The sequence below is a fragment of the Vreelandella populi genome, from assembly GCF_003989825.1.
GTDB lineage: Bacteria > Pseudomonadota > Gammaproteobacteria > Pseudomonadales > Halomonadaceae > Vreelandella > Vreelandella populi.
Genome location: NZ_RZHE01000002.1, coordinates 265,955 through 283,537 on the forward strand (window position 1 = coordinate 265,955; position 17,583 = coordinate 283,537).

Consider the following 17,583-nt stretch of genomic DNA (forward strand, 5'->3'; position numbering starts at 1 on the left):
ATCGTGACACTTGGAGGATTCAATTACGATTGGAGGATTCAATTACGATGGCTCGATTATCCGCTTGGTGGTTATTTCGTCGACTTAAATCCCGCGTGTGGGCGATTAAACGCATTGGGCGGGCGCTGACGCAGTTTGTACCTATGACGCGCGATGTCATCAGCGGCCGTTTTCGCCCCGTGCCATGGTCCGCTTTTGGTATGATGGCACTGGCGCTCGCTTATTTTGTCATGCCGTTTGACTTAATCCCGGATTTTCTCCTGCTTATTGGCCTTGTTGATGACGTCATTATTGTTGGTTGGCTTTTAAATCGTATTGACCAGCGCTTGGCGGATTACCGTGCCTGGAAGCAAGGCGATATCGATATTGCCTCTTCTGCGCATTCAGCTTCTTGAAATCTCTTCGCTTATCCCCATATTCAGTTCACACAATTTTTCGCTCCTGCTCATAAGGCAGGAGCATTAAGCACAACGTGATTGATGAGGGCTAGGCGTATGACGACTGCGACCCACGAAGAAACTTTAGGCTTTCAAACAGAAGTTAAGCAGCTTCTTAATCTGATGATCCACTCCCTGTATTCGAACCGGGAGATTTTCTTGCGCGAGCTGATTTCCAACGCTGCTGACGCCTGTGACAAATTGCGTTATGCAGCGCTGGATAACGATGCCCTGTACGAAGGTGACAGCGAACTGCGCGTTGAAATTGAACACGACAAAGAAGCCAATACCATTACCTTGCGCGACAACGGTATTGGTATGAACCGTGAAGACGTCATCGCTAACCTGGGTACTATTGCGCGCTCGGGAACAGCGGAATTTCTCAAGCAGATGTCCGGCGAGCAGCAGAAGGATGCCAAGCTCATCGGTCAGTTCGGTGTGGGCTTTTACTCGGGTTTTATTGTCGCTGACGAAGTTGCCGTGCGTACCCGTAAAGCGGGCACGCAAGCATCTGAAGGCGTAGAGTGGCGCTCCAAGGGGGAGGGCGAATTTACCGTTGCCGATATTGAGCGTGAGATTCATGGCACCGAAATTACTCTTTACCTAAAAGAAGATGCCAAGGAATTTGCCGACGATTACCGTCTGCAAAGCCTGGTGCGCAAGTATTCTGATCATATCGAAGTACCCGTGCGCATGCCCAAGACGGAAACTGCCAAGGATGATGAAGGTAACGACATCGAAGGCAGTGAAGTAACCACCTGGGAAACCGTTAACGAAGCCACTACGCTCTGGGCACGTCCTAAAAGCGAGGTTTCTGACGACGAGTACAAGGCTTTCTACAAGCACGTTGCCCACGACTTCAGCGACCCGCTGGCCTGGAGCCATAACAAGGTAGAAGGCAAGCTTGAATACACCAGCCTGCTGTATGTACCGGGTCGTGCGCCGTTTGACATGTATGAGCGCGACGGCGCCCGCGGCGTTAAACTCTACGTGCAGCGCGTGTTCATCATGGACGATGCTGAGCAATTCCTGCCGCTTTACCTGCGCTTTATCAAGGGCGTGCTGGATACCCGTGATCTGTCGCTCAACGTTTCCCGCGAGCTTTTACAGCAGGACCCGCAGGTCGATAAGATCAAGGGGGCGCTGACCAAACGTGCGTTGGACATGCTGAAGAAGCTTTCCAAAGACAGCGAACAGTACCAGACATTCTGGAACACCTTTGGCAGCGTGTTGAAAGAAGGGCCAGGTGAAGACTTCGCAAACCGCGAAAAAGTGGCCGGGCTGCTGCGCTTTGCGTCTACCCATACCGACACGGCCACGCAAGACCAGTCGCTTGCTGATTATGTCGAGCGCATGAAGGAAGGTCAGAAGAAGATCTACTACGTGGTCGCCGACAGCTTCAACGCGGCCAAGAATAGCCCGCACCTGGAGATCTTCCGCAAGAAAGGCATCGAAGTGTTGCTGCTGTCTGACCGTATTGATGAGTGGCTGATGAGCCACCTCACCGAGTTTGACGGCAAGTCGTTTGCGGATGTGGCAAAAGGCGAGCTGGACCTTGGTGACGTGGAAGATGAGGCCGAGAAAAAGGCCCAGGAAGAAACCGCCAAGGCCAAGGAAGATCTGGTCAAGCGCGTGAAAGAGGCGCTCAATGACGGCGTACAGGAAGTCAAGGTTACCCATCGCTTGACCGATTCCCCGGCCTGTGTCGTGTTACCTGAACACGAAATGGGTTACCAGATGCGCCGCATCATGGAAGCCGCCGGGCAGAAGATGCCTGAGGTGAAGCCGATTCTTGAGCTTAACCCGGAGCACCCCCTGGTTGCGCGTTTGGAAGGCGCCGAAGGCGAGCTGTTTACCCATCTTGCGCATATTCTGCTTGACCAGGCGATTATCGCTGAAGGGGGCCATCTGGATGATCCGGCCGCCTATGTGAAGCGCTTAAATAGTGTGCTGACGGCGTAAGCGCAGTCGCTTGACTTATAACGGCCCGTTTGGATTCCCAGACGGGCCGTTTGTTTTGATAAAGTAGCCAGACTTTCTTGCAAGACTCTTAGGACATCCCTATGGCTGAGCAGCAAATCAAGGTCGCGGTGCTGGGCGGCGGCAGTTTTGGCACTGCCCTGGCAAGCATCGCGGCGGATAACGGTGCCCACGTGCGTCAATGGATGCGTGATGAAACGCTGGTCGCTCAAATCAATCAAGAGCATCGCAATGGTCGCTATCTGCCTCACTATGCGATGAATCCCGTCGTCCATGCTTCAACGGATCTGCAGTCGGTATTGGACGATGCTGAGCTAGTGCTGATCGCAATACCTTCCAAGGCCTTTCGCAGTGTAGTGCAGGCGGCCAAGCCCTGGCTAAAGCCCAGCCAGATTCTGGTAAGCACCACCAAGGGAATTGAGCAGGACAGCTTTTTTTTGATGAGCCAGGTGCTGGAGCAGGAAACCGGATTTATCCATATTGGAGTAATTGCAGGTCCTAACTTGGCCTCTGAAATAGCGGATAAACAGCTGACAGCAACCGTCATTGCCAGCGCCGATGCGCTCACTCGTACGCGTGTCCAGCAGGCGTTAGGTTGTCGCTATTTTCGTGTTTACGCCAGTAACGACCGCCATGGGGTGGAGCTTGGCGGCGCGCTAAAAAATATTTACGCCATCGCGGCCGGCATGGCTGCTGCCTTGGGCATGGGCGAAAATACCCGCAGCATGCTGATGACCCGAGCGCTGGCGGAAATGAGCCGCTTTGCGGTGGCCCAAGGCGCTAACCCCATGACATTTTTGGGGTTGGCAGGCGTGGGCGATTTGATCGTGACCTGCTCATCCAGTCTTTCACGCAATTACCGCGTAGGGCACGCCATGGGTGAAGGGCGCAGCCTGGAGGAGGCCGTTTCCGCGTTGGGTCAAGTGGCGGAAGGGGTTAATACGGTCAAGCTGGTGTGTGCCAAGGCTCAGGAAATGGGGGTTTATATGCCCCTGGCCGAAGGGCTTTATCGCGTGCTGTTTGATGGCGTACCGGCGCAGGACATGGCGCGTACGCTGATGATGGGTGAGCAAAGCAGCGATGTGGAATTTATTCTGCCCCGTGAAGCAGTGCAACAAGCACACCTGGAAAATAGAGGTTGGCATGAATAACCTTTTGATCATGCGCCACGGTGAAGCTGCTCCTGGGTTCCCGGACAGCCAGCGCCTGTTGACCCCACGCGGTGAGCGCGAGGCGGCTACCATGGCGCGCTGGCTGGCTGCGCGCATGGGAAAAGATGATGCCCGCCCCATCCTTTGTGCAAGCCCCTATGCCCGCGCTCAACAAACCGCTGAGCTGATCGGCAAGGCGTTAGGTTGCCCGCTGGAAACGCTTGAGTTTATTACTCCTGAGGACGACCCGGCCGCGGTAGCCGAGTGGCTGTTAACTCAGCCGGAAGGCGCGCCCATCATGCTGGTTAGTCATATGCCGTTAGTGGGTAACCTGACAGGGTTGCTGGTGGAGGGCAGGTCGGAACAGGGGATAGGATTTGCCACCGCCGCCATTGCCGAGCTGGAAGCGGAGGTATGGGCGGCAGGCTGCGCGCGGTTGAAGCGCTTTACCCAGCCCAGTCAACTGACCTAGCTTTACCCAGACGATCAATGAAAACGGCGGCTAAAGAGCCGCCGTTTTTTTATACAAGCTAGTAACCTGCGTTTAGAGCAGCGCATCCAACTTGGCTTTCAGTACGCCGTTAACCTGTTGCGGGTTAGCGGTTCCCCGTGAGGCTTTCATGACCTGGCCCACAAAGTAGCCAATCATTTTGCCGCGCTTGTCCGGCTCTGCATCGCGGTACTGAGCCACCTGAGCCGGGCTTTCGGCAATGACCTGATCAATCATTGCTTCGATAGCGCCGGTATCAGTTACCTGCTTGAGGCCTTTGGTTTCAATGATCTCGTCGGCATTTTCGCCCTGGCCGTTCCACAGCGCCTGGAAAACCTGCTTTGCCGCCTTGCCGTTGATGGTGTCATCCATCACACGGCTTAACAGCTCACCCAGCTGGCGCGCCGAGATGGGGCTGTTGGTGATGCTCAAATTCTCGCGGTTAAGTGCGCCAGAAAGCTCACCCTGTACCCAGTTGGCAGCCTGTTTGGCATCACCACACACGTGATGCACTTCCTCGAAGAACTCGGCCATCTCGCGACTTGCTGACAGCACGCTGGCATCATAAGCGGAAAGACCCAGCTCACTCTGGAAGCGCTCACGCTTGTCAGCAGGGAGCTCAGGCAGCTGACTGCGCAGGTGGTCAAGATACGCCTCATCAAGCACCACAGGCAGCAGATCCGGGCAGGGGAAGTAGCGGTAGTCGTTGGCTTCTTCCTTGGTGCGCATGCTGCGGGTTTCATCGCGCTCCGGGTCAAACAGGCGCGTCTCCTGAACCACGGTGCCGCCGTCTTCAATCAGTTCGATCTGACGCTCGACTTCAAAGGCAATGGCGCGCTCGACAAAGCGGAACGAGTTGACGTTCTTGATCTCAGCCCGTGTGCCAAACGCTTCCTGCCCTTTGGGGCGCACTGAGACGTTGACATCGCAGCGCATGGAGCCTTCTGCCATGTTGCCATCGGAAATACCCAGATAGGTCACGATGGCGTGGATCGCCTTGAGGTAAGCCACCGCTTCCTTGGCGCTGCGCATATCCGGCTCGGAGACGATTTCCAGAAGCGGCGTACCCGCACGGTTCAAATCGATGCCGGTCATGCCCAAAAAATCTTCGTGCAATGACTTGCCAGCGTCCTCTTCCAGGTGGGCGTGGTGTATGCGGATACGCTTGGTAGTATCGTCATCCAGCGTAATTTCCACCTCGCCTGGGCCCACGATGGGGTGATACATCTGGCTGGTTTGATAGCCTTTGGGCAGGTCGGCATAGAAGTAGTTCTTACGGTCAAATACCGATACTTCAGCAATATCGGAATGGACCGCCAAGCCAAACTGCACGGCCATGGCCACAGCCTGCTCGTTAAGTACAGGCAGTGTTCCAGGAAGGCCTAAATCAACGGCGCACGCCTGAGTATTAGGTTCGGCACCAAATGCGGTAGATGCGCCGGAAAATATCTTGGAGCGGGTCGCGAGCTGAACGTGGACTTCAAGCCCAATTACGGTTTCCCATTGCATTAGGCGTTCTCCTCGGCGATAGCGGGAAGTTGAAGGTGCCAGTCCGTTGCTTGCTGGTACTGATGTGCCACATTGAGAAGCTGCGCTTCGGCAAAGTGAGTACCCAGAATCTGCAGCCCGATCGGGCGGCCGCCTGCAAAGCCAGCCGGTACGCTGATGCCGGGGATACCCGCCAAGTTGACGGCGATGGTATAGATATCCTGCAGGTACATGGATACGGGGTCTTTTTTGGCACCCAGATCAAAGGCGGGCGTAGGCGCTGCCGGGCCCATCAGTACATCAACCTCTTCAAAAGCGTCGAGGAAGTCCTGACGGATCAGGCGGCGTACTTTTTGGGCCTTGGTGTAGTAGGCGTCAAAAAAGCCTTCTGATAGCGTGTGCGTGCCAATCAGAATACGCCGTTTGACCTCTTCACCGAAACCTTCTGCGCGGCTGCGCTTGTAAAGATCCATCAGATCGATCGGTTCCTTACAGCGATGACCAAAGCGCACGCCGTCAAACCGCGATAGATTGGAGGAAGCCTCGGCCGGCGCAATGACGTAGTAGGCCGGAATCGCATAGTGGGTGTGCGGCAGGCTCACTTCACGCACGGTTGCGCCCAGGGACTCATACATTTTCACCGCATCGCGCACGGCTTTTTCCACTTCGGGCGCTAACCCGTCGCCAAAATACTCTTTTGGCAGACCGATTTTCAAACCCGAGAGAGGCGCATTCAGGGTTTCGGTGTAATCCGGTACGCCACGGGCAACGCTTGTAGAGTCGCGCACATCGTGTCCGGCAATCACATTCATGAGATGCGCGCAGTCTTCGGCACTACGCGCCATGGGGCCTGCTTGGTCAAGGCTTGAAGCGTAGGCAATCATGCCATAACGCGAAACGCGTCCGTATGTGGGCTTCAAGCCGGTAATACCACAAAACGCGGCCGGCTGGCGGATTGAGCCGCCCGTGTCGGTACCCATGGCAGCAGGGACCAGGCCAGCGGCCACTGCCGCAGCGCTGCCGCCGGAGCTGCCACCCGGTACCGCTTTCAGATCCCAAGGGTTTTTAACCGGACCAAAATGGCTGTTTTCATTGGAGGAGCCCATGGCGAACTCATCCATATTGGTTTTACCCAGGCTGATGGTGCCTGCCGCACTCAGCTTTTCCACTACCGTGGCATTGTAAGGAGCGATGAAGTTGTCCAGCATTTTGGAACCGCAGCTGGTTTTTACATCACGCGTACAGAAAATATCTTTCAGGGCGAGTGGGATACCGGTAAGTATGCCCGTATCTCCTCCGCCCGCGCGCGCTTTATCGGCGGCTTCTGCCTGATCAAGTGCCTGTTCACCGGTCACGGTAATGAAACTATTGAGCTTGCCGTCGGTTTTCTCGATTTTTTGCAAATAGTGCGCAGTCAGCTCACGGCTGGAAAACTCGCCACTTTTTAGCGAGGCTGCGAGTTGCGTTAAAGTTTTATCATGCATAACCCAAATGCTCCGATTGGGAACGAAAGAAAAATATAAAAACAGCGGCTTGAAAACCCTGGATTTTTTTATTCAACCCGTTATTCAACAACACGGGGAACCAGGTACAAGCCGTTTTCCACAGCCGGAGCACAACGTTGAAATGTATCACGCTGGTTGGTTTCTGTTACTTCGTCTGCACGCAGGCGTTGGGTCGCATCCAGGGGGTGAGCGAGTGGTGAAACGCCTTCTGTATCAATGCTTTGAAGCTGGTCGACCATGTCCAGAATGCGGCTTAGATCGTCTACAAAGCCAGTGGCTTGGTCATCGCTGACGGCGAGTCGGGCCAGGTGTGCTGCCCGGCGCACATGAGATTCTTCAAGCGCCATGATCGAAATTTCCTCGCTAAAACGTGATGGAACATATTCCGCATTGTGCGGTATACAGTCAGTCATCGAAAAAAACGTCTTATGTATCAGACGTGGAAAATAGCCGCAAAAGGTACCACATTTTGGCCTCCACGGGCAGTATTCAGAGCGACTCGTGCTTGCTGCCAGGGGGTTGCGGTGATACCGTTTGCATCCGCACAGGGTTCCCGGTCTGCACTAGGTAACAACATCCATGTTCAAACGTTTGAGGGGGCTGTTTTCCAGCGATCTGTCGATCGATCTGGGTACGGCCAACACACTGATTTATGTACGCGGTCGTGGCATCGTGCTCGATGAACCGTCCGTAGTCGCCATCCGTCAATCTGGCAATATGCGTAGCGTGGCATCGGTAGGTGCTGACGCCAAGCGCATGCTGGGGCGCACGCCTGGCAATATTACTGCCATCCGGCCGATGAAGGACGGCGTGATCGCCGACTTTACCGTCACCGAGCAGATGCTTCAGCACTTTATCCGCAAGGTGCATCAGAGTACGTTCTTGACGCCGAGTCCGCGCGTTCTGGTATGTGTACCCTGTATGTCCACCCAGGTAGAGCGTCGCGCCATTCGTGAATCTGCCGAAGGCGCTGGCGCTCGTGAAGTATTTCTGATTGAAGAGCCCATGGCAGCAGCCATTGGCGCAGGACTGCCGGTTGAGGAAGCACAGGGTTCAATGGTGGTCGATATCGGTGGTGGTACCACTGAAATTGCCATTATTTCGCTCAACGGTGTGGTTTATTCAGAATCGATCCGCGTAGGCGGTGACCGTTTTGATGAGGCGATCACCGCGTACGTGCGACGTCACTACGGCAGCTTGATTGGCGAGGCGACAGCCGAGCGAATCAAGGAAGAGATCGGCTGCGCCTACCCAGGCGGCGAGCTGCGCGAGATCGACGTGCGCGGACGTAATCTGGCCGAGGGGATTCCGCGTAGCTTTACGTTGAATTCACACGAGATTTTGGAAGCGCTGCAGGAAACGCTGGGATCTATTGTTGCTGCCGTTAAAAGCGCACTTGAACAGTCCCCCCCAGAGCTTGCTTCCGATATCGCTGAGCGCGGTTTGGTGCTGACAGGTGGCGGCGCGCTGTTACGCGACCTGGACAAGCTGATTGCCGAAGAAACGGGCTTGCCGGTTATTGTGGCTGAAGACCCTCTTACCTGCGTGGCACGAGGCGGTGGCAAAGCGCTTGAAATGATCGATCAGCACACTTTTGAGCTGCTCTCAAGCGACTAATTTGTAGCGGTTTATCGCGGGGGATTGCCTATTAAACCGCTATTTTCACACGGGTCACTGCCGGGCTACCGGCTGTTTTTCTGCGTGCTGGCGGCAAGCGCCTTGATGTTTGTCGATCACCGGTTTACACGCATGGAAGACGTGCGCGCCCAAATGACGATGGTTGTTGCGCCTATTCAGTGGGTCGTTAGCGTGCCTAGCGATCTGTTAAATTGGGGCGCGCTCGCGCTGTCTGACCAGCAGGCGCTGGTTGACGAAAACCGTCGGCTGCGTGAGCAGATCCTGACGCTGTCCCATCGTGGGCAGCGGATGGCCAACTTGACGGCTGAAAACAGCGAGTTGCGCGAGCTGTTAAAAGCCGGCGAGCGTCGCGATATTCCCTACATTACCGCTGAACTGCTGTCTCTGGATAACGATCCCTTCAGTCATCAAATGGTGGTTGACCGTGGGCATCGTAACGGGGCGTACGTGGGGCAGCCGGTCATTGATGCATCGGGCCTTGTGGGGCAGGTAACCGCCGTTTCAGCCTACTCAAGCCGAGTACTGCTGCTGGCCGATGCCAGCCATGCACTGCCTGTTCAGGTCAATCGCAATGGTCTGCGCTTTATTGTTCAGGGAGCGGGGCGTTATGGCAGTGTTAACGTCCTGCACGTGCCTGACACGGCAGATATCAGGGAAGGCGATCTGCTAACCACATCTGGTCTTGCCGGGCGGTTCCCGCCGGGTTATCCCGTGGCTAGAGTTACCGAGGTCTATCATGACCCCGGCCAGCCGTTTGCGCGGGTAACGGCCGAACCTACTGCTCAGCTCCAGCGTGCCCGTCATTTCCTGCTGCTATTTCCGCCGCCGCGTGAAGAAGTCGAAGACTCCATCTGGGATGAGTCCATGGCCATTTCAGCAAAAGCGATACACGCCGCCCAGCGGCTCGCCCCGGTCGAGCCACCTGACGCCGAGGAGGATCGCTGATGGCCCGTGTTCCCGTAATACCGCTGGTAGTGGTGTGGTTTAGCCTGGTTTTGGCGCTCTGTCTACAGGTAATGCCTCTTGCTGAGGGGTGGCAGGTATTTCGTCCGGAATGGATCGGCCTGATGCTGATTTACTGGTGCATGCGTGCGCCTGATCGCGTGGGCGTCTTTCACGGGTTCGTGCTCGGGGTGCTGTTGGACTTGATTGAGGGCACATCGCTTGGTCAGCATGCGCTGATTTTGTCGCTGTTGGCTTTCCTGTGCGCTCTGGTCTATCCGCGCTTTCGCGCCTACTCGCTGGTTCAGCAATCGGTGCTCGTACTAGTGCTGCTTGGCCTGGTGCAGCTGGTCGAGCAGTGGCTGCGCACGTTAACCGGTGAGTTTTCGATACATCTCTCCTTTTTGATACCGTCGTTAATCAGTGCTTTTTTATGGCCGTGGCTGGCGACAATGTTTAAAGCGCTGGAAAGACGCTTGCTTGGGTCTTGATGATGGAAAGCGGCTCCTCTTGCGTGCTTTGCCTGGCATCAGCATCGCCCCGGCGGCGAGATTTACTGGCCTCTATCGGTGTTAGAGTCAGTATCCTGCCAAGTCATGTCGATGAAACGCCGTCGCCGGGCGAGTCGGCCAGCGCTTATGTAAAGCGTCTGGCGGTTGCCAAGGCAACCGCCGCCATGTCCAAAACGTCGTTACCCACACTAGGGTCTGATACCGCGGTCGTGGTAGATGGCGCTATATTAGGTAAGCCCGCTGATGCGCAAGAAGCGGCAACCATGTTGAGACGTCTTTCCGGCAGGTCGCATCAGGTAATGACCGCAGTTGCCGTGACCGGGCCACAAGGCGTGCTATGCAGCATTGTGACAACTGATGTCATAATGCGTGAGATCACCGCACAGGAAATCGCCGATTATTGGCTGACTGGCGAGCCTGCGGATAAGGCGGGCGGGTACGCCATTCAGGGACTGGCCGCCATTTTTGTAGAAGAGATCAAGGGAAGCCACTCTGCTGTGGTTGGCCTGCCGCTTTATGAAACGGCGCAGTTATTGCAACAACAGGGGGTGCCTATCTGGATGGGGCATTATTACTCGCACACCTAGTCGACGTCTCACTGCCTGCATGAGCGGCGTGGAATACGTGAACCAAGAAGGAATTTTGCATGAGCGGTGAAGTCCTCATCAATTTGACGCCAATGGAAACCCGCGTTGCGCTCGTCGAAAATGGCGTTTTACAAGAGGCGCTTATTGAGCGTTCTAGGCGACGTGGAATTGTAGGCAATATCTACAAAGGCAGAGTGGTTCGCGTGTTGCCTGGTATGCAGGCTGCCTTTGTTGATATTGGCCTTGAACGCGCTGCGTTCATACACGCCCACGAGGTCATGCCTTCGGGTACGCCAAGTGATGAGCAGCAAGCCATTGGACAGTTGCTTCACGAGGGACAGTCGTTGGTTGTTCAGGTCACCAAAGACCCCATCGGCACTAAAGGGGCGCGTCTTACCACCCATCTTTCGATTCCTTCACGCTACCTGGTATATATGCCGGACTCGCCGCATCACGGTGTGTCCCAGCGTATTGAAGATGAGGGGGAGCGCGAGCGCCTGAAAGCACTGCTGGACAGTAGTATTGCCGGTCAGACTCTCGAGGTCAGCGGTGGGTTTATTGTACGTACGGCGGCAGAGGGCGTTGGCGATGAAGAGCTTGCTGGCGATATGCACTTTTTGCTGCGTATATGGCGTAAGGTGGCTGAGCGGAAGATAACCGCAGCGCCACCCAGCGTCATTTATGACGATCTGCCGCTTTTCATGCGTACCCTGCGAGATGTCATGCGCGATGATATCGAAAAAGTGCGCATTGATTCCCGCGAAAACTTCATCAAGCTGGTCGAGTTTGCCGAAGAGTTCATGCCCTACGCGGTAGATAGAATCGAGTATTACCCTGGCGAGCGGCCCATCTTTGATCTTTACAGTGTTGAAGATGAAATCCAGAAGGCACTTGGACGCAAAGTCCAGCTCAAATCGGGCGGGTATCTTGTGATTGATCCCACCGAAGCGATGACCACCATTGATGTTAATACCGGTGGCTATGTCGGACACCGCAATCTTGAAGAGACGATTTTCAAGACCAATCTGGAGGCGGCCACCGCCATTGCCCGTCAGCTACGGTTACGCAACCTTGGCGGCATTATCATTATCGATTTTATCGATATGATTGAAGTGGAGCATCAGCGCCAGGTGCTGCGTGTGCTTGAAAAAGCGTTGGAGCGCGACCACGCCAAAACCAAATGTACCGGCGTTACCGAGCTTGGCCTAGTGCAGCTTACCCGCAAGCGAACCCGTGAGAGCCTTGAGCAAACGCTTTGTGAAGCGTGCTCGACTTGCGGCGGGCGTGGAACGCTTAAAACGCCTGAAACCGTCTGCTATGAGATTTTTCGCGAGATTCTGCGTGAAGAACGCGCCTACAGCCCGGAAACCTATATGGTACTGGCTTCCCAACCGGTGGTTGACCGGCTTCTTGACGAAGAGTCAGCTGCGGTGGCTGACCTGGAAACGTTTATCAATAAAACCATTCGTTTTCAGGTAGAGCAGCACTACTCGCAAGAGCAGTACGATATTGTGTTGATGTAACCTTATGATCTTGCGCTCGCTGATACGTTGGGGCTTGCTGTTTCTGGCCTTTATTCTGGGTTTCATCGCAGTGGCTACTCTGCTTTTAAGGCTTGCGTGTAGCCAGGTAGATGCGTTCACGCCGCGAATTGAAACCTGGTTGGAAGGACATGTGGGCGTGCCGGTACAGATTGAAAATCTTTCGTTATCCATGGCACGCAGCGAGCTTATCCTTACGCTTGAGGGCTTTGCCGCTGAAACGCCGGACGATCAGCGACTATTTTCACTGGAGCGAGCCGAGCTTCGCCTGGATGTAGTGGCCTCCTTAAAGAACTTCCTGCCTATTTTCAGCGATATCAGATTGCACCAAACCGAATTTCACCTTTACCAGGGGCAGGAAGGTAACTGGCATTGGCCTGATCCTGCCCGTTTGCCGCTTTATATAGCCCCTGAACCTGATGTCGACCTGGCAAGCATTGACGCCTGGACAGAGTGGCTACTGCGCCAACGTATCTGGATCGATGATACCCGAGTTGTGCTGCACGGCCCGCAGGATAACGTAACCCTTTATGCCAAAACACTGTTGCTGACCGGGAATGAGCAGGGCACCTACTTACAGGGTGCGGTAAATGTGCTTGAGGCTCGCCCTGAGCAGGAAGAGACGGTGTTGCCAGCGGCCCAGCTGCTAGTAGAGATGCAGCCTGGACGCCGTGGTTTGGAAGATTTTTTGGCCACTTTGAAGCTCGAAGTGCAGTTTGATCAGTTGCTTAAACTGGCTGACATATTTCGTCCGGAACACGTTCCTTTTCTGGAGCAAGCCGGCGGCAATGCCCGGCTATGGGGACGCTGGTATGAGGGCAAGCTTCAGGAGTCGCGGCTGGCTATTGACGTTCCTCAATTAGTGCTGCGCCAAGATGTTCAGTATGCGGTGCTACGCAATATCAAAGCGCATGGAGAATGGGAGCGTGATGGTGAGGGTGGCGAAGCCTGGCTAAGTGGTGATGCGCAAAGCGTCGAATGGGCAGAGCCCGAAGGTACGGTGGAGGGCCCCGCTTTGCCGCATCATTGGTATCTTTCCCATCAGCCTGGGTGGTGGGAAGTGCGCACCAGTGCGTTTGAACTGGCCTCGCTCACGGCCTGGCGTGACTATGTCTTTCTTCCCGAATCGGTTACTCGCGTACTGCAGACGCTTGCCCCTCGTGGGCAGGTGCGGGGGTTACATCTTGGTCAGCGTGAAGGCCGCTGGGGAGTAGATGCTGCCTTAACCAATGTCGAGGTGTCGCCCTGGCAGCAAGCGCCGGGTGGCGGGCCACTGGATGCCTGGGTGCAGGCGAGGGATTTTCGCGGTCGGGTAACGTTCAACAGTGCAGGCGACAGCACACTCTATTTTCCTGATCTGTTCACAGCACCCATGCAGCTCCAGCACGCAGAAGGCGTAGTGGAGTGGGTCTACGATGGCCCCAGAACGATGATAAGCGGTCGCCAGCTCAATGTGGATTGGGATGGCGCTCAGGTAAGCGGCGGCTTTGGGTTGGTTGCAAGCAACCATACGGGGCATTTTGGACTGGATATCGACTTTGCCAACGTGGATGCGCTGGAGCGACCCTTGGCGCAGTGGCTGCCTCTGAAGGCGTTTGATGACGAGCTACGCACCTGGCTACTTGATGACATTGGCGGTCAAGTCCCCAACGGATCCTTAAAGCTCAGTATGCCACTTGGTGATGGTGTTACGGCAGACGATATATCGGCAACGCTTGCGCTGGCCATTACCCAGGGACATCTGCCCATTGCTCCAGGTTGGCCACGGCTTGAAGAGGTAGAGGGGCGCTTGAAGTGGCAAAATCAGGTGCTTGAGGCACAGATTGATCATGCGCAAAGCCATGGGGTGACGGCCTCCCAGGGTGAGTTGATCATGCAGGATGAAACACTGAATGTGGCAGGCGACCTGCATAGCGATGGGAATTCGTTAATTGCATTTCTGCAGGCGATGCCCGATATCGATATGAGTCTTCTTGATGATTTGCAGGCGGAAGGTCAGGTGGAGGGTGCTCTCAACCTGTCACTGCCCCTGAAGGCGCCTGAGGCGCTGCAGCTGGAAATCAACGCGGCCCCTGATTTCACACGCATAGTTTACACGCCGCTGGACATTGCCTTGCAAGCCGTGAAGGGACAACTGACCTGGCAGCAGTACGCTGACAGCATGGCGCTGATTGGCGAGGTCGACGGGCGGTTATTGGGTGGCGAGGTCAGCGCAAAAATGCATACCCAGCGTGAAGGAATTGCTCTAAAGGGTCAGACTCAGATTACTTCTTTGTTTTCACTGGCGGGCATACCGGCTGATCAAGGTAGCCAGGTGCTGGATGGGGAGCTGCAGTGGCAGGGGCGCGCTACGCTTGAGCCCACGCCTTCCTTATCTCTGGAGAGCCGCTGGTTGGGTGTGACGAGTCACCTTCCCGAACCATTTGCCAAGGCGGCTGGGCAGCCATGGCCCTGGACGCTCAACGCCAATTTTGAAAACGGTCGTGTGGAAAGTCGCCTGTCAGATATTGCTCACTTGCGCCTGCTCAATCGCCCCCAGGCGTTGGCTGTCAACCTGCGTTTGGCAGGGGCTGAGGTAAGCCCGCCTGAATGGCCTTCACAGCCAGGATTTAAGATTGAAGCAAGCGTGCCGCGTATTGATCCAATGGCGTGGCAACAGACCCTTGCTCCGCTATTTGCCGGTGAAACAGGCATACAAGAAGGCACAGTGAGTGATCATCCGCCGCTGGATATCACGCTGAATACCGATTGCCTTGTCTATCAGCAGACGTGTGTTGGTGCACTGGGGCTTAATGGCAGCGTTTATAAGGGAGCAGCTAGCGCTACCGTGCAGGGCGATCTAGTAACCGGGCGTTTCCAGTATCAGCCGGAATCCCGCTACCCGCTGGATATTGCCATTGAGCAGTTGGCGGTGGATCAATTATTGGCGCTATCCAGCGCTGGCAATGATCCAGACGCCGCCTCACCTGATTCATGGCTGCATGAAGTAGACACGAATCAGGCGCCGCCAGCGGCAATTCCCGACTGGCTTACCAGAGTGCCTGATGGGCGCCTGCGACTGGCGGAAATAGGCGTGGGCGCGCGCCGTTTTGGTCCACTATCCGCCTATTGGCGCACGGATGGGCAGCGTTTTTCGCTGACGCCGGTCGGACTTACCTTGGGTCAGCTCTCTGCGCGTGGTGAACTCTATTGGGAAGGCGATGCCTCACATAGTCGTACCCGCGCCAATATCTCGGTTCAAGGTGGCGATGTGGGTACTGCGCTTGAACGCCTGGACCAGCCGGTCGCATTACGCAGTCGGCAGACCGATGCGTCTGCCAAATTGAACTGGGCAGGTGCGCCTTGGCAGTTTGATTTGAGCCAGGCTGAGGGTGAGATTGACGTTGATGTCCGCGATGGGCGTTTTGTTACGCTGGAGTCGGCGCCGGTACGTCTGGTAGGGTTACTGAATTTCGACAATATTTTACGCCGCCTGCGCCTGGATTTTTCCGACATGACAGGCCAGGGAACTGCCTATGACAGGGTCTACGGTTCGGCGGATGTCGCTAATGGCCAGCTTACTCTGCGGGGCCCATTGCAAATTGAAGCGCCTGCCGCCAACGTGACCTTAACGGGCAGTGTCGACCTGCTTCGTCAAGAGTTGGATCAGCGCCTTGGTGTCGTGCTGCCTGTCACGCAAAACCTGCCCATTGCAGCCGTGGCGGTAGGCGCACCTATCGTAGGCGGCGCACTGTTTATCGCCGATCAGCTATTTGGTAATGCGCTGGATCGTGCAACGACTATCCATTATCGCGTGCGAGGTCCCTGGACGTCGCCGCAGGTTACCTTAGAAGGCCCCCAATGACCGCACATAAAAGCGATATAGAGTCCGCTGTTTCCATCCTGCTCACGCCGGGTGGCCTGGATCTTGATGGTCTGGATAAAGGCCTTGATTACGCCATGGGTGTCGGCGTGGATTACGCCGACCTCTATTTCCAGCGGACGTGGCAGGAAGGCTGGGTACTGGAAGATGGCGAAGTAAAAGAGGCCAGCTACAACATTGATGGTGGTGTCGGCGTACGCGCCCTTGCCGGTGAAAAAACCGGCTTTGCCTACTCCAACCAGATTAGTGCCGATGCATTGATGGATACTGGCCGAACGGCTTCGGGGATCGTGCGTAGCGGTAAACGTCTGCTGAGCCAAGCGGTTCAGCCCGTCGCAGCAGCGTCATTTTATGCCGGTATAGATCCTCTAGCAGGCCTGAGTGCTGAAGAGAAGGTCGCCATGTTGAAAGATGCCGACCGAGCGGCCCGCGCCGCCGACCCAAGCGTTACACAAGTCAGTGCATCGCTTTCTGGCACCTATGAAGTTGTCCTGGTGCGAGCAAGCGATGGTACGCTGGCGGCAGATATTCGTCCGCTAGTGCGCTTTAACGTCAGCGTTATCGCAGTCAAAAACGGCCGGCGTGAGCGCGGCGGTGCCGGTGGGGGTGGACGCTATTCCATGGCCAGGCTGCGCGATGAAGGGGTGGCCGAGCGTTACGCCAAAGAAGCTGTGCGTCAGGCACTGGTGAATCTTGAGGCCGTTGAGGCGCCTGCCGGGAAAATGCCGATCGTGCTTGCCTCGGGCTGGCCGGGCATTCTGCTTCACGAAGCGGTTGGTCACGGGCTTGAAGGTGACTTTAATCGTAAAGGCAGCTCGGCATTTGCCGGACGAATGGGGCAGCGAGTGGCGGCCAAAGGGGTTACCGTGGTGGATGATGCCACGATTGCCGATGGGCGCGGTTCGCTCAGCATCGATGATGAAGGTACGCCTGGCCAGAATACGGCGCTGATTGAAGACGGTATTCTCACCGGCTACATGCAGGATAAGTTGAATGCGCGGCTAATGAATATGGCACCAACCGGTAATGCGCGCCGTGAATCTTTTGCTCACCTGCCCATGCCACGCATGACCAATACGGTAATGCTGGCAGGCCAGGATGAGCCGGAAGATATTATTAAAAGCGTTAAACGTGGGATTTACGCGGTCAGCTTTGGTGGTGGCCAAGTGGATATCACCTCGGGCAAGTTCGTGTTCTCCGCCAGTGAAGCGTATCTGATTGAAGATGGGCGTATTACAGCGCCTGTAAAAGGCGCCACGCTGATCGGTAACGGCCCCGAGGCAATGGGGCGCGTTTCCATGATTGGCCATGATATGGCGCTGGATACCGGCGTGGGCGTATGCGGTAAAGAGGGTCAGGGCGTGCCGGTAGGCGTTGGCCAGCCCACGCTAAAATTAGATGAGCTGACCGTGGGCGGTACGCAGTCCTGAATATTTTCAGTTCTGAAATA

The 17,583-nt window shown here is 55.7% G+C and carries 14 protein-coding genes; 11 read left to right on the forward strand and 3 right to left on the reverse strand.

Annotated features, from left to right (window positions below; all coding sequences use genetic code 11):
• The first annotated feature begins 47 nt into the window (after window positions 1-47).
• From ELY25_RS01135 to sixA, 4 genes are all read left to right on the forward strand, one after another.
• Window positions 48-395 (forward strand): YkvA family protein, encoded by a 348-nt coding sequence (locus ELY25_RS01135; RefSeq protein ID WP_126949467.1) that lies wholly within the window; start codon window positions 48-50, stop codon window positions 393-395.
• Between the two features lie 99 nt (window positions 396-494).
• Window positions 495-2,399 (forward strand): molecular chaperone HtpG, encoded by a 1,905-nt coding sequence (gene htpG, locus ELY25_RS01140; protein ID WP_126949468.1) that lies wholly within the window; start codon window positions 495-497, stop codon window positions 2,397-2,399.
• Between the two features lie 101 nt (window positions 2,400-2,500).
• Window positions 2,501-3,568: an NAD(P)H-dependent glycerol-3-phosphate dehydrogenase gene (locus tag ELY25_RS01145; RefSeq protein WP_126949469.1), complete on the forward strand. Its 1,068-nt coding sequence runs from the start codon at window positions 2,501-2,503 to the stop codon at window positions 3,566-3,568.
• Window positions 3,561-4,040 (forward strand): phosphohistidine phosphatase SixA, encoded by a 480-nt coding sequence (gene sixA, locus ELY25_RS01150; protein ID WP_126949470.1) that lies wholly within the window; start codon window positions 3,561-3,563, stop codon window positions 4,038-4,040. Before ELY25_RS01145 ends, sixA begins: the two co-directional genes overlap by 8 nt.
• Window positions 4,041-4,112: 72 nt before the next feature.
• Here sixA and gatB read toward each other — a convergent pair whose 3' ends face one another.
• The 3 genes from gatB to gatC form a co-directional block, all read right to left on the reverse strand.
• A complete protein-coding gene (gatB, locus tag ELY25_RS01155; RefSeq protein WP_126949471.1) occupies window positions 4,113-5,567 on the reverse strand; it encodes an Asp-tRNA(Asn)/Glu-tRNA(Gln) amidotransferase subunit GatB in 1,455 nt (484 codons plus the stop codon).
• Window positions 5,567-7,030: an Asp-tRNA(Asn)/Glu-tRNA(Gln) amidotransferase subunit GatA gene (gene gatA, locus ELY25_RS01160; RefSeq protein WP_126949472.1), complete on the reverse strand. Its 1,464-nt coding sequence runs from the start codon at window positions 7,028-7,030 to the stop codon at window positions 5,567-5,569. The genes gatB and gatA overlap by 1 nt, the downstream gene beginning before the upstream one ends.
• An 80-nt stretch (window positions 7,031-7,110) precedes the next feature.
• Complete coding sequence (gatC, locus tag ELY25_RS01165; protein ID WP_126949473.1) at window positions 7,111-7,398, reverse strand: Asp-tRNA(Asn)/Glu-tRNA(Gln) amidotransferase subunit GatC; 288 nt, start codon at window positions 7,396-7,398, stop codon at window positions 7,111-7,113.
• 232 nt (window positions 7,399-7,630) lie between these two features.
• Between gatC and ELY25_RS01170 the strand changes: the two genes are divergently transcribed.
• Genes ELY25_RS01170 through tldD form a run of 7 tightly spaced genes read left to right on the forward strand, consistent with a single transcriptional unit; the run spans window position 7,631 to window position 17,563 of the window.
• The gene (locus ELY25_RS01170) at window positions 7,631-8,668 is read left to right on the forward strand and encodes a rod shape-determining protein (RefSeq protein WP_018915723.1); all 1,038 of its coding nucleotides are present in this window, start codon (window positions 7,631-7,633) and stop codon (window positions 8,666-8,668) included.
• 24 nt (window positions 8,669-8,692) lie between these two features.
• Entirely contained in the window at window positions 8,693-9,634 is a 942-nt protein-coding gene (gene mreC, locus ELY25_RS01175; protein ID WP_126949474.1) for a rod shape-determining protein MreC, read from the forward strand.
• On the forward strand, window positions 9,634-10,122 hold the full coding sequence (gene mreD, locus ELY25_RS01180) for a rod shape-determining protein MreD (RefSeq protein ID WP_126949475.1): 489 nt from the start codon (window positions 9,634-9,636) through the stop codon (window positions 10,120-10,122). The genes mreC and mreD overlap by 1 nt, the downstream gene beginning before the upstream one ends.
• 2 nt (window positions 10,123-10,124) lie before the next feature.
• Window positions 10,125-10,730 carry a Maf family protein gene (locus tag ELY25_RS01185; protein ID WP_126949572.1) on the forward strand — a complete coding sequence of 202 codons (606 nt, stop codon included), beginning with the start codon at window positions 10,125-10,127 and terminating at the stop codon, window positions 10,728-10,730.
• Between the two features lie 59 nt (window positions 10,731-10,789).
• Complete coding sequence (gene rng, locus ELY25_RS01190) at window positions 10,790-12,253, forward strand: ribonuclease G (RefSeq protein WP_126949476.1); 1,464 nt, start codon at window positions 10,790-10,792, stop codon at window positions 12,251-12,253.
• Between the two features lie 4 nt (window positions 12,254-12,257).
• Window positions 12,258-16,115, forward strand: a complete 3,858-nt coding sequence (locus tag ELY25_RS01195) for a YhdP family phospholipid transporter (RefSeq protein WP_126949477.1) — start codon at window positions 12,258-12,260, stop codon at window positions 16,113-16,115.
• Window positions 16,112-17,563: a metalloprotease TldD gene (gene tldD, locus ELY25_RS01200; RefSeq protein ID WP_126949478.1), complete on the forward strand. Its 1,452-nt coding sequence runs from the start codon at window positions 16,112-16,114 to the stop codon at window positions 17,561-17,563. Before ELY25_RS01195 ends, tldD begins: the two co-directional genes overlap by 4 nt.
• Window positions 17,564-17,583 lie beyond the last annotated feature (20 nt).